Source organism: Paenibacillus marchantiae, assembly GCF_028771845.1.
GTDB classification, from domain to species: Bacteria; Bacillota; Bacilli; order Paenibacillales; family Paenibacillaceae; genus Paenibacillus; species Paenibacillus marchantiae.
In genome coordinates this window covers 6,098,142-6,116,769 of record NZ_CP118270.1, presented here as the reverse complement: position 1 = coordinate 6,116,769, position 18,628 = coordinate 6,098,142, and the positions used below count along the sequence as shown (strand labels likewise).

The 18,628-nt window shown below is 47.3% G+C and carries 16 protein-coding genes and 1 other RNA gene; 16 read left to right on the top strand and 1 reads right to left on the bottom strand.

Annotated features, from left to right (window positions below):
• Nucleotides 1-15 precede the first annotated feature (15 nt).
• The 15 genes from PTQ21_RS27635 (at nucleotide 16) to rnpB (ending at nucleotide 15,477) form a co-directional block, all read left to right on the top strand.
• Nucleotides 16-2,265: an HD family phosphohydrolase gene (locus tag PTQ21_RS27635; RefSeq protein ID WP_064636393.1), complete on the top strand. Its 2,250-nt coding sequence runs from the start codon at nucleotides 16-18 to the stop codon at nucleotides 2,263-2,265.
• Nucleotides 2,266-2,298: 33 nt separating this feature from the next.
• A complete protein-coding gene (ybeY, locus tag PTQ21_RS27630) occupies nucleotides 2,299-2,796 on the top strand; it encodes an rRNA maturation RNase YbeY (protein ID WP_063567028.1) in 498 nt (165 codons plus the stop codon).
• On the top strand, nucleotides 2,796-3,167 hold the full coding sequence (locus PTQ21_RS27625) for a diacylglycerol kinase family protein (protein WP_063567027.1): 372 nt from the start codon (nucleotides 2,796-2,798) through the stop codon (nucleotides 3,165-3,167). Before ybeY ends, PTQ21_RS27625 begins: the two co-directional genes overlap by 1 nt.
• A gap of 288 nt (nucleotides 3,168-3,455) precedes the next feature.
• Nucleotides 3,456-3,869 carry a cytidine deaminase gene (locus PTQ21_RS27620; RefSeq protein ID WP_063567026.1) on the top strand — a complete coding sequence of 138 codons (414 nt, stop codon included), beginning with the start codon at nucleotides 3,456-3,458 and terminating at the stop codon, nucleotides 3,867-3,869.
• Nucleotides 3,870-3,910: 41 nt separating this feature from the next.
• Nucleotides 3,911-4,810, top strand: a complete 900-nt coding sequence (era, locus tag PTQ21_RS27615; protein ID WP_063567025.1) for a GTPase Era — start codon at nucleotides 3,911-3,913, stop codon at nucleotides 4,808-4,810.
• Nucleotides 4,811-4,914: 104 nt separating this feature from the next.
• On the top strand, nucleotides 4,915-5,055 hold the full coding sequence (locus tag PTQ21_RS27610) for a YqzL family protein (RefSeq protein ID WP_079696207.1): 141 nt from the start codon (nucleotides 4,915-4,917) through the stop codon (nucleotides 5,053-5,055).
• A 33-nt stretch (nucleotides 5,056-5,088) separates the two neighbouring features.
• Entirely contained in the window at nucleotides 5,089-5,841 is a 753-nt protein-coding gene (gene recO, locus PTQ21_RS27605; protein ID WP_063567024.1) for a DNA repair protein RecO, read from the top strand.
• Between the two features lie 408 nt (nucleotides 5,842-6,249).
• The gene (gene glyQ / locus PTQ21_RS27600) at nucleotides 6,250-7,137 is read left to right on the top strand and encodes a glycine--tRNA ligase subunit alpha (RefSeq protein WP_063567023.1); all 888 of its coding nucleotides are present in this window, start codon (nucleotides 6,250-6,252) and stop codon (nucleotides 7,135-7,137) included.
• Nucleotides 7,130-9,205 carry a glycine--tRNA ligase subunit beta gene (gene glyS, locus PTQ21_RS27595; protein ID WP_274567836.1) on the top strand — a complete coding sequence of 692 codons (2,076 nt, stop codon included), beginning with the start codon at nucleotides 7,130-7,132 and terminating at the stop codon, nucleotides 9,203-9,205. Before glyQ ends, glyS begins: the two co-directional genes overlap by 8 nt.
• A gap of 207 nt (nucleotides 9,206-9,412) precedes the next feature.
• Entirely contained in the window at nucleotides 9,413-9,901 is a 489-nt protein-coding gene (locus tag PTQ21_RS27590; RefSeq protein WP_274567835.1) for a YaiI/YqxD family protein, read from the top strand.
• Between the two features lie 47 nt (nucleotides 9,902-9,948).
• On the top strand, nucleotides 9,949-11,769 hold the full coding sequence (gene dnaG / locus PTQ21_RS27585) for a DNA primase (protein WP_063567020.1): 1,821 nt from the start codon (nucleotides 9,949-9,951) through the stop codon (nucleotides 11,767-11,769).
• A 43-nt stretch (nucleotides 11,770-11,812) separates the two neighbouring features.
• A complete protein-coding gene (gene rpoD, locus PTQ21_RS27580; RefSeq protein ID WP_053781258.1) occupies nucleotides 11,813-12,952 on the top strand; it encodes an RNA polymerase sigma factor RpoD in 1,140 nt (379 codons plus the stop codon).
• Nucleotides 12,953-13,136: 184 nt separating this feature from the next.
• Nucleotides 13,137-13,895 carry a tRNA (adenine(22)-N(1))-methyltransferase gene (locus tag PTQ21_RS27575; RefSeq protein ID WP_274567834.1) on the top strand — a complete coding sequence of 253 codons (759 nt, stop codon included), beginning with the start codon at nucleotides 13,137-13,139 and terminating at the stop codon, nucleotides 13,893-13,895.
• Nucleotides 13,871-14,986: a Nif3-like dinuclear metal center hexameric protein gene (locus PTQ21_RS27570; protein ID WP_072734500.1), complete on the top strand. Its 1,116-nt coding sequence runs from the start codon at nucleotides 13,871-13,873 to the stop codon at nucleotides 14,984-14,986. Before PTQ21_RS27575 ends, PTQ21_RS27570 begins: the two co-directional genes overlap by 25 nt.
• An 81-nt stretch (nucleotides 14,987-15,067) precedes the next feature.
• Nucleotides 15,068-15,477, top strand: an RNA gene (rnpB, locus tag PTQ21_RS27565) — RNase P RNA component class A.
• A 237-nt stretch (nucleotides 15,478-15,714) separates the two neighbouring features.
• Here the strand turns inward: rnpB and PTQ21_RS27560 are convergent.
• On the bottom strand, nucleotides 15,715-16,944 hold the full coding sequence (locus PTQ21_RS27560; protein ID WP_072734499.1) for an aminotransferase-like domain-containing protein: 1,230 nt from the start codon (nucleotides 16,942-16,944) through the stop codon (nucleotides 15,715-15,717).
• A gap of 109 nt (nucleotides 16,945-17,053) precedes the next feature.
• Between PTQ21_RS27560 and pdxR the strand changes: the two genes are divergently transcribed.
• A complete protein-coding gene (pdxR, locus tag PTQ21_RS27555; protein ID WP_274567832.1) occupies nucleotides 17,054-18,574 on the top strand; it encodes a MocR-like pyridoxine biosynthesis transcription factor PdxR in 1,521 nt (506 codons plus the stop codon).
• The last annotated feature ends 54 nt before the right edge of the window (nucleotides 18,575-18,628 follow it).

Genomic DNA, 18,628 nt, shown 5'->3' with positions numbered 1-18,628 from the left:
AAAGGGATTGTCTCGATGACCTCGAAGGAACTGTCAAAAGGCAAATCTTTTCAAAATAGAGCTACAGGATGGAAGTATAGCGTGTGGGCACGCTATCTTCTGTTTTTGTTTCTGGTGATCCTCTTCTACGTGAGTCTTGCTTCCAAGCTACTCCCAGAGCGGTATGATATTCAGGAAGGCACACGAAGTGAAGTGAATATTGCTGCGCCCATGCAGATCCCGAATACCAAGGCTACACTGAAAGCACAAGAAGAAGCCGCTGAACGTGTACAGCCGATGTTTCAGATCGTGCAGATGCGGAACGAAAATCTGATGACGACTCTGCTTGATCGTATTGATCGACTGAATCAGGATGATCAGATTTCTAGTCAGGACAAGATTGACATCTATCGTGATGAAATACCGCAGCGTCAGAAAGATTTTGTTTCCAATTTCATCAACAACAACCGGAAAGCGGGTACATACTCCGAAACTCTGTTGGAAGAGATCAGAAATGTGGTACAGGAGCAAAGCTACCGCATCCCGGAAGAGACATATATCAAAATTTCACGTCTGACTTCGGATGATATCCAGGAGATGAAGGCCGTTGCTCGGGATATCGTCTCCAGATTAATGACCGACCAGATTAGTGAGGCTACAACAGCTCGTGCCAAAGTGGCCGAGATGGTGAGTGTGAGCTCTCTAAGCAAGCGTACGCAGCGTGAAGTTGTACAGGAGCTTGCTCGTCTTGTGGTAACGTCTAACCGCTTCTACGATGAAGAGGGTACAAAAGAAGCTAAAGTACAGGCTCGTGAGAACACTCAAACGGTCTTTATCAAGCAAGGAGATACGCTTGTTGCCAAGGGTGAGATGATTACCCCGGAGATGTACACCCTTCTGGGCGAGAACGATTTGCTGAAAAACGAAGTGAACTATTGGCCTCAGCTTGGACTGCTTATGCTGTCTTGTCTGTTGTCGGCAGCGATTCTCATGTATATTCAGCAATTCAGCGGAACGCATTTCAAATATAATAATGCTCAGCTGCTGATGCTTGTTCTCATATTTATTATTACGATTGTGGTTATGCATGTTACAGCGATACTCCAGACCAGTGAGAATTCATACGTAGGCTTTCTTGCTCCTGTTGCCGTAGGCGCAATGTTAATTGCATTGCTGCTGGATACATCGCTTGCCTTTGTCTGCTCGATTATTATCGGCATGCTGTCGAGCATTATTTTGAATACACATCAGGGTCAGATTTTTGACTTTGAACTTGGATTCTTCGCGGTGTTGGTATCGTTTGTTGCGATCTTCGCCACCCATCGAGCAAGTCAGCGGTCTACGATCCTGAAAGGCGCCATTATGGTCTGTCTGTTCGGATCGATGGCAGTCTTCACGCTGGCGTTGATTGACTCAAGTGACTGGAACCGTACGACAACGCTCTATGGCATTGGATTTGCGTTTGCCGGAGGCGTACTGACCGCCATATTGGTTATTGGGCTAATGCCATTTTTCGAAACCTCATTTGGCATCTTGTCTGCGCTGAAGCTGGTGGAACTGTCTAATCCCAATCACCCGCTACTACGTAAACTGCTAACAGAGACACCGGGAACCTATCACCACAGTGTGATGGTAGGAAACCTGTCAGAAGCCGCCGCAGAGGCGATCGGTGCCAATGGGTTGTTATGTCGGGTCGGCTCGTATTACCATGATATTGGCAAGACCAAGCGACCGATTTATTTCATTGAAAATCAAAACAATATGGAAAATCCGCATGATTCGATTGATCCAAAGCTGAGCAAGTCCATTATCGTGGCTCACGCACGCGATGGTGTGGAAATGCAGAAGGACTACAAGCTGCCGAGGCCTATTCGGGACATAGCTGAGCAGCATCATGGAACAACCTTCCTGCATTACTTCTATCACAAAGCACTGCGTCAGGCTGAGGAAGCAGGAGTGGAACCTGATTTTACGGAAGATGATTTCCGTTATCCGGGTCCCAAGGCTCAGTCCAAAGAGTCGGCGATTGTTGGTATTGCTGACAGCGTGGAAGCTGCGGTCCGTTCCTTGCGGAAGCCTACTGTAGAGCAAGTGGAGTCCATGATCGAAAAGATTATTAAAGGTCGACTGGACGATCATCAGTTTAACGACTGTGATCTGACAATGCGGGAGCTGGATATCGTCGCCAAGACCCTTAAGGAAACCGTCATGGGTATATTCCACTCCAGGATTGAATATCCGGAAGAAATGAAGAAACCGAAGCCAACCTCGCCTGAAGCGGGTTGATTCGCTAATATGAGAAGACAGGAGTATGAAAGAATGAGTCTTAACCTAGCATGGAATAATGAACAACAGGATAAAGAAATCACCGAACCGATGATCGCAATGCTGGAGCAGCTGCTGAACCTTGCAGGGGAAGCAGAGGGTGTTGCGGACGGGGAAGTGGCCCTGACTTTCGTAGATGATGAGCAGATTCATGAGCTGAACCGTGACTATCGCGGCATTGATCGTCCAACAGATGTATTGTCTTTTGCAATGAATGAGACTGTGGATGAGGAACTGGATATCATCTACGAACTGGATGAGGATGAAGAAATGGAAGAAATGCCGGATGTTCTGGGGGATATTATTATTTCTGTTCCACGGACCATCCTGCAGAGTGAAGAATATGGGCATTCATTTGAACGTGAGCTCGGGTTCCTGTTTGTTCATGGCTTCTTGCACCTGCTTGGATATGATCATCAGGATGAAGCCAGCGAAGCCGAAATGATGGGCAAACAGGAAGCGGTACTCGCCCAAGCCGGGTTGACACGATAATGAAAAGGCGCTCCTGGGGGATGGTATTCCGCAATGCTGCGGAAGGAATCGTATACGGGCTGCGGACTCAGCGGAATGTAAGAGTTCATACAGGAGTCGCCATTTTGATGTGTGCAGCCGGCTTTTTTTTCGGGATTTCCAGAACGGACTGGATGTTTGTACTGACAGCCGTTTTTCTGGTTCTTGTGACGGAGCTGATGAATACAGCTGTGGAAGCTGCTGTAGATCTGGCGCATCCGCATATACATCCGCTGGCAAAAGCGGCGAAGGACACCGCGGCCGGTGCAGTTTTGCTGGCTGCGGTGTTCGCCGTCATCATCGGGAGTATCGTTTTCATTAAACCGGTGATGAGCTGGCTGGGTTTGCTGTGATTTTGTTTTTGTTTTGATTTTAATATTACACACAAATTATAAAGTTGGACTCATTTTTAAGTTGAACTTCTGGTTTGCACAATAACGGAGAGGTCAGAAATAACCTGTAGAAGCGAAGCGTTCGCCTTTATCACCGGATTTTCACTTTGGAAAAGGGAATCAATAAAATCCGGGGATAACAGTGATCGTAAGGTTGTTCTGACAGCGGAGAGGCCAGTGCAAATATTTTTAAGTTGAACTTAACTCATTGAGTGCAACTTTATATACACCCTAAGGGAGAGATTAATTATGGATAATGATTTGTTGATGCAAGAAGCAATTAAGGCACGTACGAAAGCGTATACGCCTTATTCTCATTTTGGTGTAGGTGCAGCTTTGCTTGACAGTGAGGGACATGTGCATCATGGTTGTAATATTGAGAATGCTGCTTATACGCCAGGCAACTGTGCTGAGCGTACAGCCATGTTCAGTGCGATTGCAGGAGGTAAGCAACCACGCAGTTTCAAAGCCATTGCCATTGTAGGAGATACAGACGGCCCGATTGCTCCATGCGGCGTATGTCGTCAAGTGATGTATGAACTGTGTGAACCGGATATGAAAGTTATTCTGGGTAACATGAAAGGTGATCTGCAGGAGACTACAGTTGCCGAGCTATTGCCATGGGCTTTTGGACCATCTGATCTGAACTCTGCTAAAAAGTAAAAACCAATATATTCCAGGCCTAGGCGCCTGAGGAGGAACAAATGAAAAAACAAGCATTCAAATCCGGCTTTGTAGCCATTATTGGACGTCCCAATGTAGGTAAATCCACACTGATGAACCAAGTCATTGGACAGAAAATTGCGATTATGTCGGACAAGCCACAAACGACTCGTAATAAGATTCATGGTGTTTATACATCGGAACACCAACAAATCGTTTTCCTGGATACGCCAGGGATTCACAAACGTCAATCCAAGCTGGGCGATTACATGAACCAGACCGCTTTGAATACGCTCGGAGAAGTCGAAGCTGCTCTGTTCCTGATCGATGCCTCGGAAGGCATGGGCGGTGGTGACCGTTATATTGCAGAACAATTGAAAAATGTACGGACGCCTGTCATTCTTGTCATGAACAAAATTGATAAAATTGAGCCGGAAGCATTGCTTCCGCTGATTGAGGAATATCGCAAGCTGCATGATTTCGCTGAAATCGTACCTGTTTCTGCCATGCTCGGCAGCAACGTAAGTACCTTGCTTGAGCAGCTCGGCAAGTATTTGCCGGAAGGTCCGCAGTACTATCCAGATGACCAGGTTACAGACCATCCGGAGCAGTTCGTTTGTGCTGAGTTGATTCGGGAGAAAATTTTGCAAATGACGCGTGAAGAAGTGCCTCACTCCATTGCGGTCACGATTGAGGATATGAAAGTACAGGACAACGGCGTCGTTTATATTTCTGCCGTCATTTTTGTGGAGCGTGATTCGCAAAAAGGGATCATTATCGGTAAACAGGGTGCCTTGCTTAAAGAAGTGGGGAAACGTGCCCGCCATGATATTCAAAACCTGTTAGGTTCCAAAATCTTCATGGATCTGTGGGTTAAAGTGAAAAAAGACTGGAGAAATCAGGATCGAGTTCTGCGTGACCTTGGCTTTGGCCGCGACTAATCGTCGGAATTGTATCCAGTAATTGCAACACATAGTTTACCTTGCAAGACTCCATCCTATCTGGTAGAAGCAGACGTCATTTCCGAAGAGAGGATGAAATTCCGATGCGAGATTTTTCGTGGAAGGTTTTTGCGATGACGGGGGATGTGGAATCCTATCTGTTGTATGCCGAGGCATGTAGCTCAGTGGGACAGGAGTCGGAACCTGCAAGGGAAGTGATTGAAGATGAAGAAGCCGAAGGTTAATTGGCTAATTCGGGAATGGTTAGGTGACGAGGCATGCTATACAGGGTGGAAGGGATTGTCATCCGCAGCATGGACTACGGCGAGGGAAACAAAATCATTACGCTTTGCACCGAAAGCGGCGGGAAAGTAGGGGTACTCGTCCGCGGTGCCAAAAAGCCCAAAAGCCGACATGCTGCACTGGTGCAGCCATTTACGTATGGTCAATATGTATATTTTCGTAACACCGGTCTGGGAACACTAAACGCAGGTGAGATCATCGAATCTTATCATGAGCTGCGTGAAGATCTGATTAAGGCCTCCTATGCATCTTATGCTTGTGAACTGTTGGATCGTGTGTTGCAGGATGAAGAGACAGGTACGTTCTGGTTCAAACAGTTGAAAGCCTGTCTTCAGGCGTTGAAGGAAGAGAAAGATCCGGTAGTCATCACAAGCCTGTATGAAATGAAAATATTACAGGCAGCCGGGTACGGACCTCAGCTGGATGATTGCATTTCTTGTGGTCACGAGCGTCCGGATGAGCAATTATTTGTTAGTCCAAGGCTTGGAGGCGTTCTGTGCCGTGCTTGCAAACACTTTGATCCTCCGGCGATGTCCGTGAGTCCGAAGGCGTTGAAACTCTTGCGTCTGTTTGCACAGCTGGATCTGCAAAGGCTTGGTAATATATCGGTTAGCGAAGGCACCCGGGATGAGATCAAAAAGATCATGCGGGCCTTTATGGATCATCAACTTGGCTTGAATCTAAAATCCCGTTCTTTTCTTGATCAAATGGAAAAGTACGGGATTTGAGTCGTCTTGATGTGAAATAAGTAATATATCTTGACTTCGTACTTATTTTTATATATTATGAACTATAATTTCTCTTTTGGAGACATGCATTGAACGAGAAAGTAGGAGACTTGATTTATACATTCAGGAGCAGAAGAGGTCGGTTGACCTTACTAATCTTGTGTGAGCGAGCCGGGGATGGTGGGAGCCGGGTTGAATCGGTCTGTGAAACGGCACTCGGGAGCATGAATGACACGGAAAAGTGGGCTTGAATGAACAGGATCTCTGTTTATATCTAAGCCAAGTAGGGTGGAACCGCGGGAATAGCTCTCGTCCCTATGTCTGTATAACAGGCGTAGGACGAGGGCTTTTTATTGTCTGTACCGTTCTAGGCTTGTTCATCACAAACCATCGAAAAGGAGCATGATTATGAATTTTCAGCAGATGATTCTCACGCTGCAACAATTCTGGGCCGCGCACAACTGTATTATTGTTCAACCATATGATACGGAAAAAGGGGCAGGTACGATGAACCCGATGACCTTTTTGCGTTCGCTTGGACCCGAGCCTTGGAAAGTAGCTTATGTAGAGCCGTCCCGCCGTCCTTCGGATGGTCGTTATGGAGAAAATCCAAACCGTCTCTATCAGCATCATCAATTCCAGGTTATTATCAAGCCTTCGCCAGACAATATTCAGGAGATTTACCTGGAAAGTCTGAAACAGTTGGGTATTGATCCGCTCAAACATGATATTCGGTTTGTTGAAGACAACTGGGAGAACCCTTCCCTCGGCTGTGCTGGTCTTGGCTGGGAAGTCTGGCTGGACGGTATGGAAATCACCCAATTTACGTATTTCCAACAAGTCGGTGGAATCGAGACGAATCCGGTAGCAGTTGAAATTACGTATGGTATGGAGCGTCTTGCTTCATACATTCAGGAAAAAGAAAATGTGTTTGAGTTGGAATGGGTAGACGGAATTACATATGGTGATGTGTTCCGTCAGCCTGAATTCGAACACTCCAAATATACGTTTGAAGTATCTGATGTCAAAATGTTGTTTACGCTCTTCAACATGCATGAAGAGGAAGCGAACAAGGCTATGGCACAGAATCTGGTTTTCCCGGCATATGACTATGTGTTGAAATGTTCCCATACGTTCAACCTGTTGGATGCGCGCGGAGCAATCAGTGTAACGGAGCGTACTGGGTACATTACCCGTGTCCGTAATCTGGCTCGTCAAGTGGCTGCAACATATGTGGAAGAGCGTGAGAAGCTCGGCTTCCCGCTGATCAAGAAAGGGGGAGCTGAGCATGTCTAAGGATCTGTTATTTGAAATTGGTCTGGAAGAAGTGCCTGCACGCTTCATGCGAGCAGCAATTGAACAGCTGCAGGATCGTGTCGTGAAATGGCTGGATGCATCCCGCATTTCTTACGGTGAAGTGAATGCCTATGCCACACCGCGCCGATTGGCTGTTTTGATCAAAGATGTTGCCGAGAAACAGGAAGACGTGGAGGAAGAAGTTAAAGGACCTTCCCGTAAAATAGCACTCGACGACAGTGGTAACTGGAGTAAAGCTGCACTCGGATTTGCCCGTAGTCAGGGAGTTGAACCGGATCAGTTTACATTCAAGGAACTGAGCGGCGTGGAATATATCTACGCGACCAAGAGCAGTAAAGGCGTTGAAACCTCATCTGTAATTGGTCAAGGTTTGCTGGCTATACTGCATGCAATGACGTTCCCGAAATTCATGCGTTGGGCTTCGTATGATTTCAAATTTGTGCGTCCGATTCGCTGGATTGTTGCTCTGCTGGGCAGCGATGTTATTGAATTGGAAGTTGCAGGCGTAAAGTCTGGCAATGTAACACGTGGACATCGTTTCCTCGGAAAAGAGGCGATCATTTCGGATCCCGCTTCGTATGTGGAAGTGCTTCGTTCCGAGCATGTCATTGCGGATATTAAAGAACGTGAGCAGATGATTGTATCCCAGATCCAGGCTTTGGCTTCCGAGAAGAAATGGGATATTGCGATCAAGGAAGATTTGCTGGAAGAGGTCCTGTTCCTGGTTGAGATACCAACAGTGCTGTTCGGAACATTCGAATCTTCATTTTTGAATATTCCACAAGAGGTACTGATTACTTCGATGCGTGAGCATCAACGTTATTTCCCGGTGCTTGATAATGATGGACAATTGCTGCCATACTTCGTTACGGTTCGCAACGGCGGCAGTGATTCACTGAATGTCATTGCAAAAGGAAACGAAAAGGTACTTCGTGCACGTCTGTCTGATGCCAAGTTCTTCTACGAGGAAGACCAGAAGCTGGAGATTAAGGATGCATTGTCGAAACTGGAAAGTATCGTCTTCCAGGAAGAGCTGGGAACGGTTGGAGATAAAGTTCGCCGTATTCGCAAAATTGCGGATGGTCTGGCTAGCAAGCTGCAAGTACCAGCCGATGTAGCCGAAGCGGTGAATCGTTCTGCGGATATCTGCAAATTCGACCTTGTTACACTTATGGTGGGAGAATTCCCTGAACTGCAAGGTGTGATGGGTGAGGATTATGCCCGTAAAGCTGGTGAAAAAGAAGAAGTGGCCAAAGCGGTATTTGAGCACTATCAGCCACGATTCGCTGGAGATCAATCTCCTGCTTCGCTTGTTGGTGCTATTGTGAGTGCTGCGGATAAAATAGATACAATTGTAGGTTGTTTCTCGATCAATATTATTCCTACAGGATCTCAAGATCCTTACGCGTTGCGCCGTCAGGCAGCAGGGATCGTACAAATTTTGCTGGATCACAATCTTCCGCTGACATTGTCCGATGTATTCGGCGTTGCACTTCAAGTGCATGCTCAGATGAACCTGTTGAAACGTGCGGATGAAGAGGTTCGTAAAGATTTGCAGGACTTCTTCGGTCTTCGTGTGAAAAAACTGTTGTCGGAAACGGTCCGTTATGATGTTGTGGACGCAGTGATTTCTTCCGGATTTGATGATATCAGCGCGGTAGTTCCAAAAGGTGAGGCACTCATGGCAGCTGTCCAAACGGGAGATGCCTTCAAAACAACCGTCGAATCCTTCAACCGTGTCGGTAATCTGGCTGCCAAAGCATCCAATGCTTCGGTACATGCAGAACTCTTCACAGAAGAAGGAGAGCGCCAGCTGCATGCAGCATGGAGCAAAACCAATGAGGAATATCGTCAGGTATTGTCTCAGCATGCTGCTGCTGAAGCGCTCGCGATTGCATCAGCTTGGAAGGAAGCTATCACCGTATTCTTCGATTCGGTTATGGTTATGGCTGAAGACGAGGCTGTGCGTGCGAATCGTCTGGCATTGCTTGCAGCCATTGACCGTGATCTGAAAGCTTTTGCTGATTTCTCCAAATTGGTCTGGTAGTCGGGTCCTTTTCTGCTCTGAGTGGACAGATCTGCGGCAAAGCATAAATTCAGTATTAAAGAAGGATATATGAGGGTATAAATATACGGAACGGATTGTGAAAAATTTATATTTACAGCCGTTCCGTATTTTAGCCTTTGATTTCCATAGACCGGTCAGAAGGATTTTGACTGGCTGGGGTCGTATATTACAATATGCAGCTATTTTATGAAACCGGGTGGTCTGGCTTTGAGTGAGTTGAATGTACGCCACATTGTTGTGGATGGTGATGCTTGCCCGGTCAAGGCTGAGATCGCAGAAACAGCTCTCCAATTCAAAGTTCCTGTATTGATGGTTTCTTCATTTGATCATTTTCTTCAGGGCGGAGAAGGAGTGCGTACCGTTCAGGTAGATCGAAGTGATCAGAGTGCAGACCTTTACATTGCCAATCACATCAAGCCATACGATGTGGTCATTACACAGGATTATGGACTGGCGGCGCTCGCACTTGGCAAACGTTGTTATGTTTTATCATTTCGTGGTCGTGAATTTAATGATCGTGACATTGATTTCATGCTGGATTCCCGTCATACTGCCGCCAAAGCACGAAAAAGAGGACATTATGGAAAAGGCCCAAAGCCTTTCACAGAGCAGGATCGGGAAATTTTTCAACATAAACTGACAAAACTTTTGAAACATTTGCAGGAGAATGTGTAAGTTTATCGAATAATATTTACGTGTTAAAGAGATGAAGGTGGACCAAGATGAGTACCGGACAAGGCGGTATACCCGAAAGCATTATTGAATCGGTGTTACAGCAGCATGATATCGTCGATACGGTGAGCCGATTTGTACATCTGACCAAACAGGGGAAATATATGAAAGGCCTCTGTCCTTTTCATTCTGAGAAGACGCCTTCGTTTACAGTTACGCCTGAGAAACAAATTTTCTATTGCTACGGTTGCGGCACGGGTGGAAATGCCATCAAATTCAGGATGGAAATCGAAGGGTTATCCTTTCCCGAGGCCGTCAAGACGATGGCAGAAGAAAGCCACATTTCAATGGGGGACTGGCAGGGGCGTGAATCGGCTCATGTTAATCCAGAAACCGAACGTTTATTGGAAGCATATGAGCTTACCGCGAAGCTGTATCATTTCTTATTGAAAAATACAGAGCACGGTAAAGTGGCTATGGAATATTTACGCTCACGTGGGTTCAGCGACAAACTCATTGACCAATTCCAGATTGGCTATGCGCCTAATCGCTGGGATACCTTGGTACAATTTCTGGAAAAGCGCGAATTTCCGCTTGAAGAGATGGAAAAGGGTGGTTTACTGTCACAGCGAAACGAAGGTCAGGGTTATGTGGACCGTTTCCGAGACAGGGTGATGTTTCCGATTAACGGCAGGAGCGGAAAGCCGATTGCATTTGCAGGTCGCATTTTGGGAGACGGGCAACCGAAGTACCTAAATTCACCGGAAACCCGGTTATTTAACAAAAGCCGTGTTCTCTACAATCTGCATCATGCCAAAAATGCAATTCGCAAACAAAGGCAGGCCATATTGTTCGAAGGGTATGGGGATGTTATCTCCGCCTGGGATCAGGATATCCAGAATGGTGTAGCGGCAATGGGTACCGCGCTCACTGAGAATCAGGCATTGATGCTTAAAGGCATGTGTGATGAAGTCATTGTATGTTATGACGGTGATCGAGCTGGACAGGCTGCGGCGCTCAAAAACTTCCCTATACTCGAGGAAGCTGGGTTACAGGTCAAAATTGCTCTGATTCCGGATGGACTCGACCCGGATGATTTTATCCGAAAGCATGGTGGCGAGCGGTTCCGAAACCAAATTGTGGATGGCGCCGTAACGACTACAAAATTTAAGCTTATAAACCTTAAAAAAAACCATATACTGCTAGAAGGCGGCGGACAAATCGCTTATTCCAAGGAAGCGGTGAAACTTATTGCTCCATTGTCTTCTCCTACAGAACGGGAAGTATATCTTCGGGAACTGGCTGCGGAAGTGGACGTATCTTATGAAACACTGAAGCAGGAGTGTAATGAAGAACGGGAGGCCATGAAAAATAACCTCCAGTATGGGGATAATAACCCGAAAAGGTGGAATAATGGTAGGCAACAAAATAGGCAGGTGCCTACACCCAATCTGTTGCCGGCTTATCACGCTGCTGAACGCAAACTGCTTGCCTGGATGCTTCAGGATGATGAGGCTGCCCAGTACGTGAATGAGCATCTTGGTGAAGCTTTTAACTTGGATGATCATGCAGCTATTGCTGCTTATCTATATGCCTATTATGCGCAAGGCAAACCGTCGGATACAAGCCGTTTTATGTCTTCACTTCATGACGACCGACTGGAAAAGACGGTCAGTTCAATCTCAATGATGGATGGTCCAGGTGAATGGAGTATTCAAGCACTTGACGATTGCATCAGGGAAGTGCTGAAGTATCCGCGTAAGAAAGAGTACGATCTGAAAAAAGAAGAAATGATTGCTGCAGAGCGGGCAGGTGATTCTGTACGCGCGGCACAAATTGTACTTGAAATGATTGCCCTAGAGAGACAGTGAACATCTGAATGTTGGATGTTTCTAGGGAGGAGGGAGTCGAGTTATGGCGAATGATCAGCATACTGAACTAGAAACAGAATTGACGCTGGATCAGGTTAAAGATCAATTGATTGAATCAGGTAAGAAAAGAGCTTCGTTGAACTACAAGGAAATTATAGAAAAACTCTCCCCGTTTGAGCAAGACGCAGAGCAGATGGATGAGTTCTATGAACAACTGAGTGACCTGGGTATTGATGTCGTGAACGAAAATGATGAAGAGGTAACCCTTCGCCCTAGTGAAGATTCCGAGAACAACACCAGAGAGGGAGACGATGAATTCCACTTTGATGATGATCTGAGCCTTCCACCAGGAATCAAAATCAACGACCCTGTTCGGATGTATCTCAAAGAAATCGGTCGTGTACCTTTGTTGTCTGCGGATGACGAAGTGCAGTTGGCCAAACGGATTGAAAACGGGGATGAAGAAGCGAAACGTCGTTTGGCTGAAGCTAACCTTCGTCTCGTGGTAAGTATCGCCAAGCGTTATGTTGGACGTGGCATGTTGTTCCTGGATCTGATTCAGGAAGGTAACATGGGTCTGATCAAAGCGGTTGAGAAATTCGACCACAAAAAGGGTTATAAATTCAGTACGTATGCGACATGGTGGATTCGCCAAGCGATCACCCGTGCGATTGCGGACCAAGCACGTACGATTCGTATTCCTGTGCACATGGTGGAGACGATTAATAAGCTGATCCGGGTATCCCGTCAGCTGTTGCAGGAACTTGGGCGTGAACCGACACCGGAAGAAATCGCTGCCGAGATGGATCTGAGTGTGGAAAAAGTTCGTGAGATTACGAAGATTGCTCAGGAACCGGTTTCCCTGGAAACACCGATTGGTGAGGAAGATGATTCCCATCTGGGTGATTTCATCGAGGATCAGGAAGCATTGGCTCCGGCGGATGCTGCTGCTTATGAGTTGCTAAAAGAACAGCTCGAAGATGTCCTGGATACATTGACTGAGCGTGAAGAGAACGTGCTTCGTCTGCGTTTTGGTCTGGACGATGGACGTACAAGAACGCTGGAAGAAGTGGGCAAGGTATTTGGTGTTACGCGTGAGCGTATTCGTCAAATTGAAGCCAAAGCTCTTCGCAAATTGCGTCACCCTAGCCGCAGTAAACGGCTTAAAGATTTCCTCGAATAACATCACTATGGGAGACTTTCCGCAAGACGCTTTAGCGGCGGCGGGGTCTCCTTTATTTTTAAATTGAACATCTAAATTTCTTGGTTTTGGTAATTCATCCTTGAAATGTTTTATTGGATTTCATTTTATCGCTTTTCGTTGTTCAATGCAAATCAATAAATTAAATGAATGGTGTAGGTGCTTCATGAAACTTTCGAATCGATTACAGCGGATACATGATCAAATTCCCGAAGGCAGCCGCTTGGCTGACATTGGCTCAGACCATGCTTTGCTTCCAGTTGCGGCAGTACGCAGCGGGAAAGCAGTAGGTGCAGTAGCCGGAGAAGTCAACCCAGGCCCTTATGAAGCTGCACGCAAGCAAGTCAGCGATGCAGGCCTGAAGGAACGAATTACAGTACGTCGTGGAGATGGCTTGGATGTCATCTCTGCTGGAGAAGTGGACGTTATCACCATTGCCGGTATGGGAGGAGCACTCATTGCCTCCATTCTGGACCGTGGCCTCTCCAAACTGGATGAGGTCAAGCTTCTTATTTTGCAGCCTAATGTTGGTGAGGATATTCTCAGACGTTGGTTGTTGGAGCATCACTGGGTGGTCGTTGCAGAACAGCTGCTTGAGGAAGATGGCAAAGTGTACGAGATTATTACAGCAATGCCGCAAGAACTCAGTCCGATCGCCAATGAGGAAGTGTATCGCTTACGTCCGCTTGAAGGCGGAGTGGAATTGACATCAGATTTGCTGCTGCGCATGGGGCCTTATTTAACAGACCGTCCAACGGATGTGTTTTTTGCCAAATGGGAGAGCGAAATCGTCAAGCTGCAAAGTGTCGCGCAGTCCATCTCCAAATCTGATCAGGTGTCTTCACGGGACAAGGCGGCTGAGGTGGAGCGTCTTATTGTGAACTTGAAGGAGGTACTCTCATGTTTGCCAAAGGTCAAACTGTAATTCAATTGATGGAGCAGCTTGCTCCCAAACATCTGGCTGTGCCGGACGATCGGATTGGTCTTCAGCTTGGCAGTTTGCAAAAGGAAATTACGCACGTTCTTATCGCACTTGATGTTACGAACGAAGTTGTAGACGAGGCCATTCGGATTGGAGCCAATCTGATTATTGCGCACCATGCCATCATTTTCCGTCCGGTCAAGTCATTGAATACCGATACACCCATGGGGAAACTGTATGAGAAGCTAATCAAGCATGATATTGCGGTGTACATTAGTCATACCAATCTGGATGTGGCTGAAGGCGGCATGAATGACTGGATGGCCGAGGCCATTGGTATTGAGAGCAAGGAATCACTTGAGGATGTACATACAGATCATTTGTTCAAACTGGCTGTATTTGTACCTCGCACCCATCATGAGCAGGTACTCCAGGCGGTTCTCGAAGCGGGTGCTGGCAGTATTGGGCAGTACAACAAGTGCAGCTTCAATACGGAGGGCACAGGTACTTTTGTACCGGGAGAGGGGACACAACCTTTCATCGGTACAGAGGGGCAGATGGAGCGTGTAGAGGAAATGCGGATTGAGACCATTGTACCGCAGAGTCTGCGCAGCAAGGTTGTACAAGCAATGCTTAAGGCGCATCCGTATGAGGAAGTGGCCTATGACCTGTATGCAATGGATTTAAAAGGCCGTACGCTGGGTCTGGGGCGCTTGGGACCACTCAAACAACCAAAGACACTCGGTGAGCTTGTGGAGGTCGTTAAGGCCCAACTGGATGTGCCATACGTTAGGGTAGTAGGCGATCTCAATCGGCAGATCAAAAAAGCAGCAGTGCTTGGAGGCTCAGGTAGCCGTTATACTCTTCCTGCACGGTTCAAAGGTGCCGATGTCATCGTAACTGGAGACATTGATTATCATACGGCTCACGATGCGCTGATGGCGGGTATGTGTATCATCGACGCCGGGCATAATGCCGAGAAAATCATGAAACCGAAAACTGCGGATTGGCTGCGCTCACGTTTGGAAGACAAACGTTATGACACGCAAGTGACTGCATCGGAGGTAAATACGGAAGTATTCCAATTTATCTAAAAGCACTCGGGTTCAATGCTTCCTGTAAGATTAAGCTTGTTTGTAAACTAAAATGCCTGTATACTATGTAATGTTGTTCGGAAAGCTTGACAGACAATCGCTGGTGGCCTTCGTTGCCACGAGAGGAAAGTCCGGGCTCCACAGGGCAGGATGCTGGATAACGTCCAGTCAGCGCGAGTTGAAGGATAGTGCCACAGAAATGGACCGCCGATGGCCGGATTTTCCGGCACAGGCAAGGATGGAACCGAGGTGTAAGAGACCCCGAGGAACGCTGGTGACTTCGTTCCTGGTAAACCCCATCTGGAGCAAGACCTAATGGGACACAGTCGACTCTTCGGAGAAGGCAGCCTTAGCCCGAGGTGTGTCTAGGTTGGTCGCTTGAGCTGTGCAGCAATGTATGGCCTAGATAGATGATTGTCGCTTGTGGTGGGAGGGTAGTTCCCGTCTGAACCACGAAGAGCACAGAACCCGGCTTACGGTAAGCTTTCCTAACTACAACACAAACTGTAACAAGTGCAGTCCACTATCAGTCACGGGCAAACAGAACGATTGTACCTGATGTGCCTGACTGATCAGAAGGATGCGATTAAACTTCAAAAGAATTCCTGCACTTGCAGGTCATATAAATAAGGCGTCAGACTTCGAGCTTTCTCGGGTCTGACGCCTTATTTTTGTGTTATTCGTTGGAATGAGAAATTGTTCCTAATGATACAGTGGATGACAGTTCGTTACAGTGTAACTACACTGTCTGACTGTAATGATGCATGCCAGCGTTGAATGGCACGATCCATACGCTCTACAGCCTCGGGAAGCAGATCTGGATCCGTATGAGTAAAGTTGATCCGCATACGGTTCAGCTCCGGTGTACCCGCATAGAATGAATCCCCTGGTACAATACATACTTTTTCCTGAATTCCATAGGTAAACAGATTGCTGGCCAGCATGCCCTCAGGCAATTGCAGCCACAGGAACATTCCGCCTTGCGGTGAGTTCCAAGAGATACCTTCCCACGATTTTGCAGCCATGAGAGTGGTCATTTTTCTCATCCGTTGTTCATAATCCTGTGAAATATTGCGAATATGGCCGTCCAGATCGAAAGATTCCAGTAGTGCATGAAGTGCTCTTTGGTCGATGCTGCTGGAATGCAAATCTGCCCCCTGTTTGGCGCGGGCAGCTATTTGGATAACATCCGGAGCAGCCAGTATCCAGCCAGTGCGGAGGCCAGGAGCAACTGTTTTGGAGAATGTGCTGGTGTAGATGACATTGGATGGACCCTCATAGGATTCCGCATCCAGTTTCGCCAGTGCAGGGGCATCTAGTTGTTCCGGTTTAAAGCGGATTTCACCATAAGGATCGTCTTCCAGGATCAGTACCCCATATTTCCGGCACAGGTCTACGGCTTGCTGACGTCTGGCGCGACTCCATACTTTACCTGACGGGTTGGAGAACGTAGGGTTAATGTAAACGAGCTTTGGACGATGCAATTGCAGCTGTTCCTCCAGTGATTCAGGCAACATTCCGTCATCATCACAGGCAACACCGTGCGCTTCAGCCTGATAGGAATGAATGACTTGAAGGGCAGCCAGATAGGTTGGTGATTCAACTAGCACGCTGTCGCCTGGATCGAGCAAGATTCGGCACACCAGGTCAATGGATTGCTGGGAACCTGTAGTCAGAAGCATATGATCAGGTGAAGCGGGAATGCCCTTGGATTCAAGACGTTCTGCAATTTTGGCACGTAGTGGTCGGAATCCTTCCGTCTCTGCATATTGAAGAGCCGCTGAACCACCCATGAATACCTTTTCGTATGCGTCACGGATGGCTTCAAGCGGGAATGATGACTGGGCAGGTAAACCGCCGGCTAGAGAAATCATTCCAGGCGCCTGTGCAGCCTGTAACATGTCGCGAACGACAGAGGACGGGGTATTTTGTGCCATTTTGGACCAAGGGATATTCATATTATTCTCATCTCCTGTTATTCACTGTTATACTGATATTATAAACTATAATAGACGGACTGCAGTATAACAGTAAAATGCTGATCATAACAGTTGGGAGGGTGCATGTGTGCATATTGAATTGAAACGGGGAAGCAGCACCAAATTGTATATTCAGATTGCCCTTACACTTGCTGACCGAATAAGGTCTGGACTAATCGAGCCTGGAACCCGTCTGCCGTCTGTTCGTAAAATGACCACAGATCTGGGCGTCAGCCTGGTCACTGTGTCCAAAGCCTATGCCGAGCTTGAAGCCATACAGCTAATTACGTGTTCCCAGGGGAAGGGTTGTTATGTACGGGGGGCGCATGAGCTGGAGATAACGGAGGATATGGAGAGGACTCACCGCACTCATGCAAAAAATGAATCCAGCACAACTTGGAACTGGCAGATGGCCCTTGTGGATTATTTGCCCCGAGCTCAGCTCTGGAGACATTTTGATGCATCTCCACAAGTTAGATATGAGCTGCATATGTCGGCAATTCAGCCTGAATTGTTGCCAACCCGAGAGATTATCGATAGTGCGTACCGGCTTTCCTCGGATCATCCAGAGCGCATGGCTGCCTATGGGTCTTTTCAGGGAGATCGCGAACTGCGTCAGACGTTTTCCGGGCATTTTGCGGAAAGAGGTTTGCGGGTAATGCCCGAACGGATGCTGATTACGAGCGGTACCCAGCAGGGAATCGATCTTGTCGCGCGTACGTTTGTTGGTCCTGGTGACGTCGTATACATGGAAGCACCAAGCTATACCGGAGCAATAGATGTGTTTACAAGCAGAGGAGCAAAGATTATTACGGTGCCAATGGATGACGATGGTATGCGTATAGATCTGTTAACCCGGTTATGTGATACATACCCGCCCAAGTTGATATATACCATTCCTACGTTTCACAATCCTACAGGCATTACGATGAGTGCCAAACGGCGTGCGCAACTGCTTAATCTTGCTCAAAGTTATCATTGTCTCATCCTGGAGGATGATCCGTTCGCCGATCTGTATTTCCGTGATCCTCCCCCTGCTTCCATTAAATCCATGGATGGGACGGGGCATGTGATATATATCAAAAGCTTCAGCAAAGTACTGTCTCCAGGCTGCCGTGTGGCGTGTGCGGTTGCAGACGGAAGTGTGCTCACCCGACTTGTTGCAGCCAAATCCACTGCGGATCTCGGGAGTCCGCTGCTTACACAAAAGGCCTTGCAATCGTTCATACAGCATCAATACAGTGCGTATACAGCGCGATTGAGGGATGAGTTATATTCCCGGCTTCTTGCCGCATCAACGGTACTGGAGGAACATGGTTCTCCCGGGATGTACTGGACTTTGCCTGATGGTGGACTAAACTTGTGGCTGCAATTGCCTGATGGTTTGGATATGCGTGAACTGCACCGCCAGTCGCTTGTCGCAGGTGTTTCCTTTTTACCTGGCTCTGCCTGTTATGTAGGGGAAACGGATATGGCGAGTCTGAGGATCTGCTTCACGGTTACGAATCAGGAGCTGTTATGTGAAGGTCTACGGGTATTATGCAGGGTTATTAAGAACATTACCCCTCAACAGGGTGGGGCTAAAGCGGACAGGCTCCCGCTTATTTAATTTTTGGAACACGGACATACATCCAATCCACATTGGACCCAGTGCAATACGTTA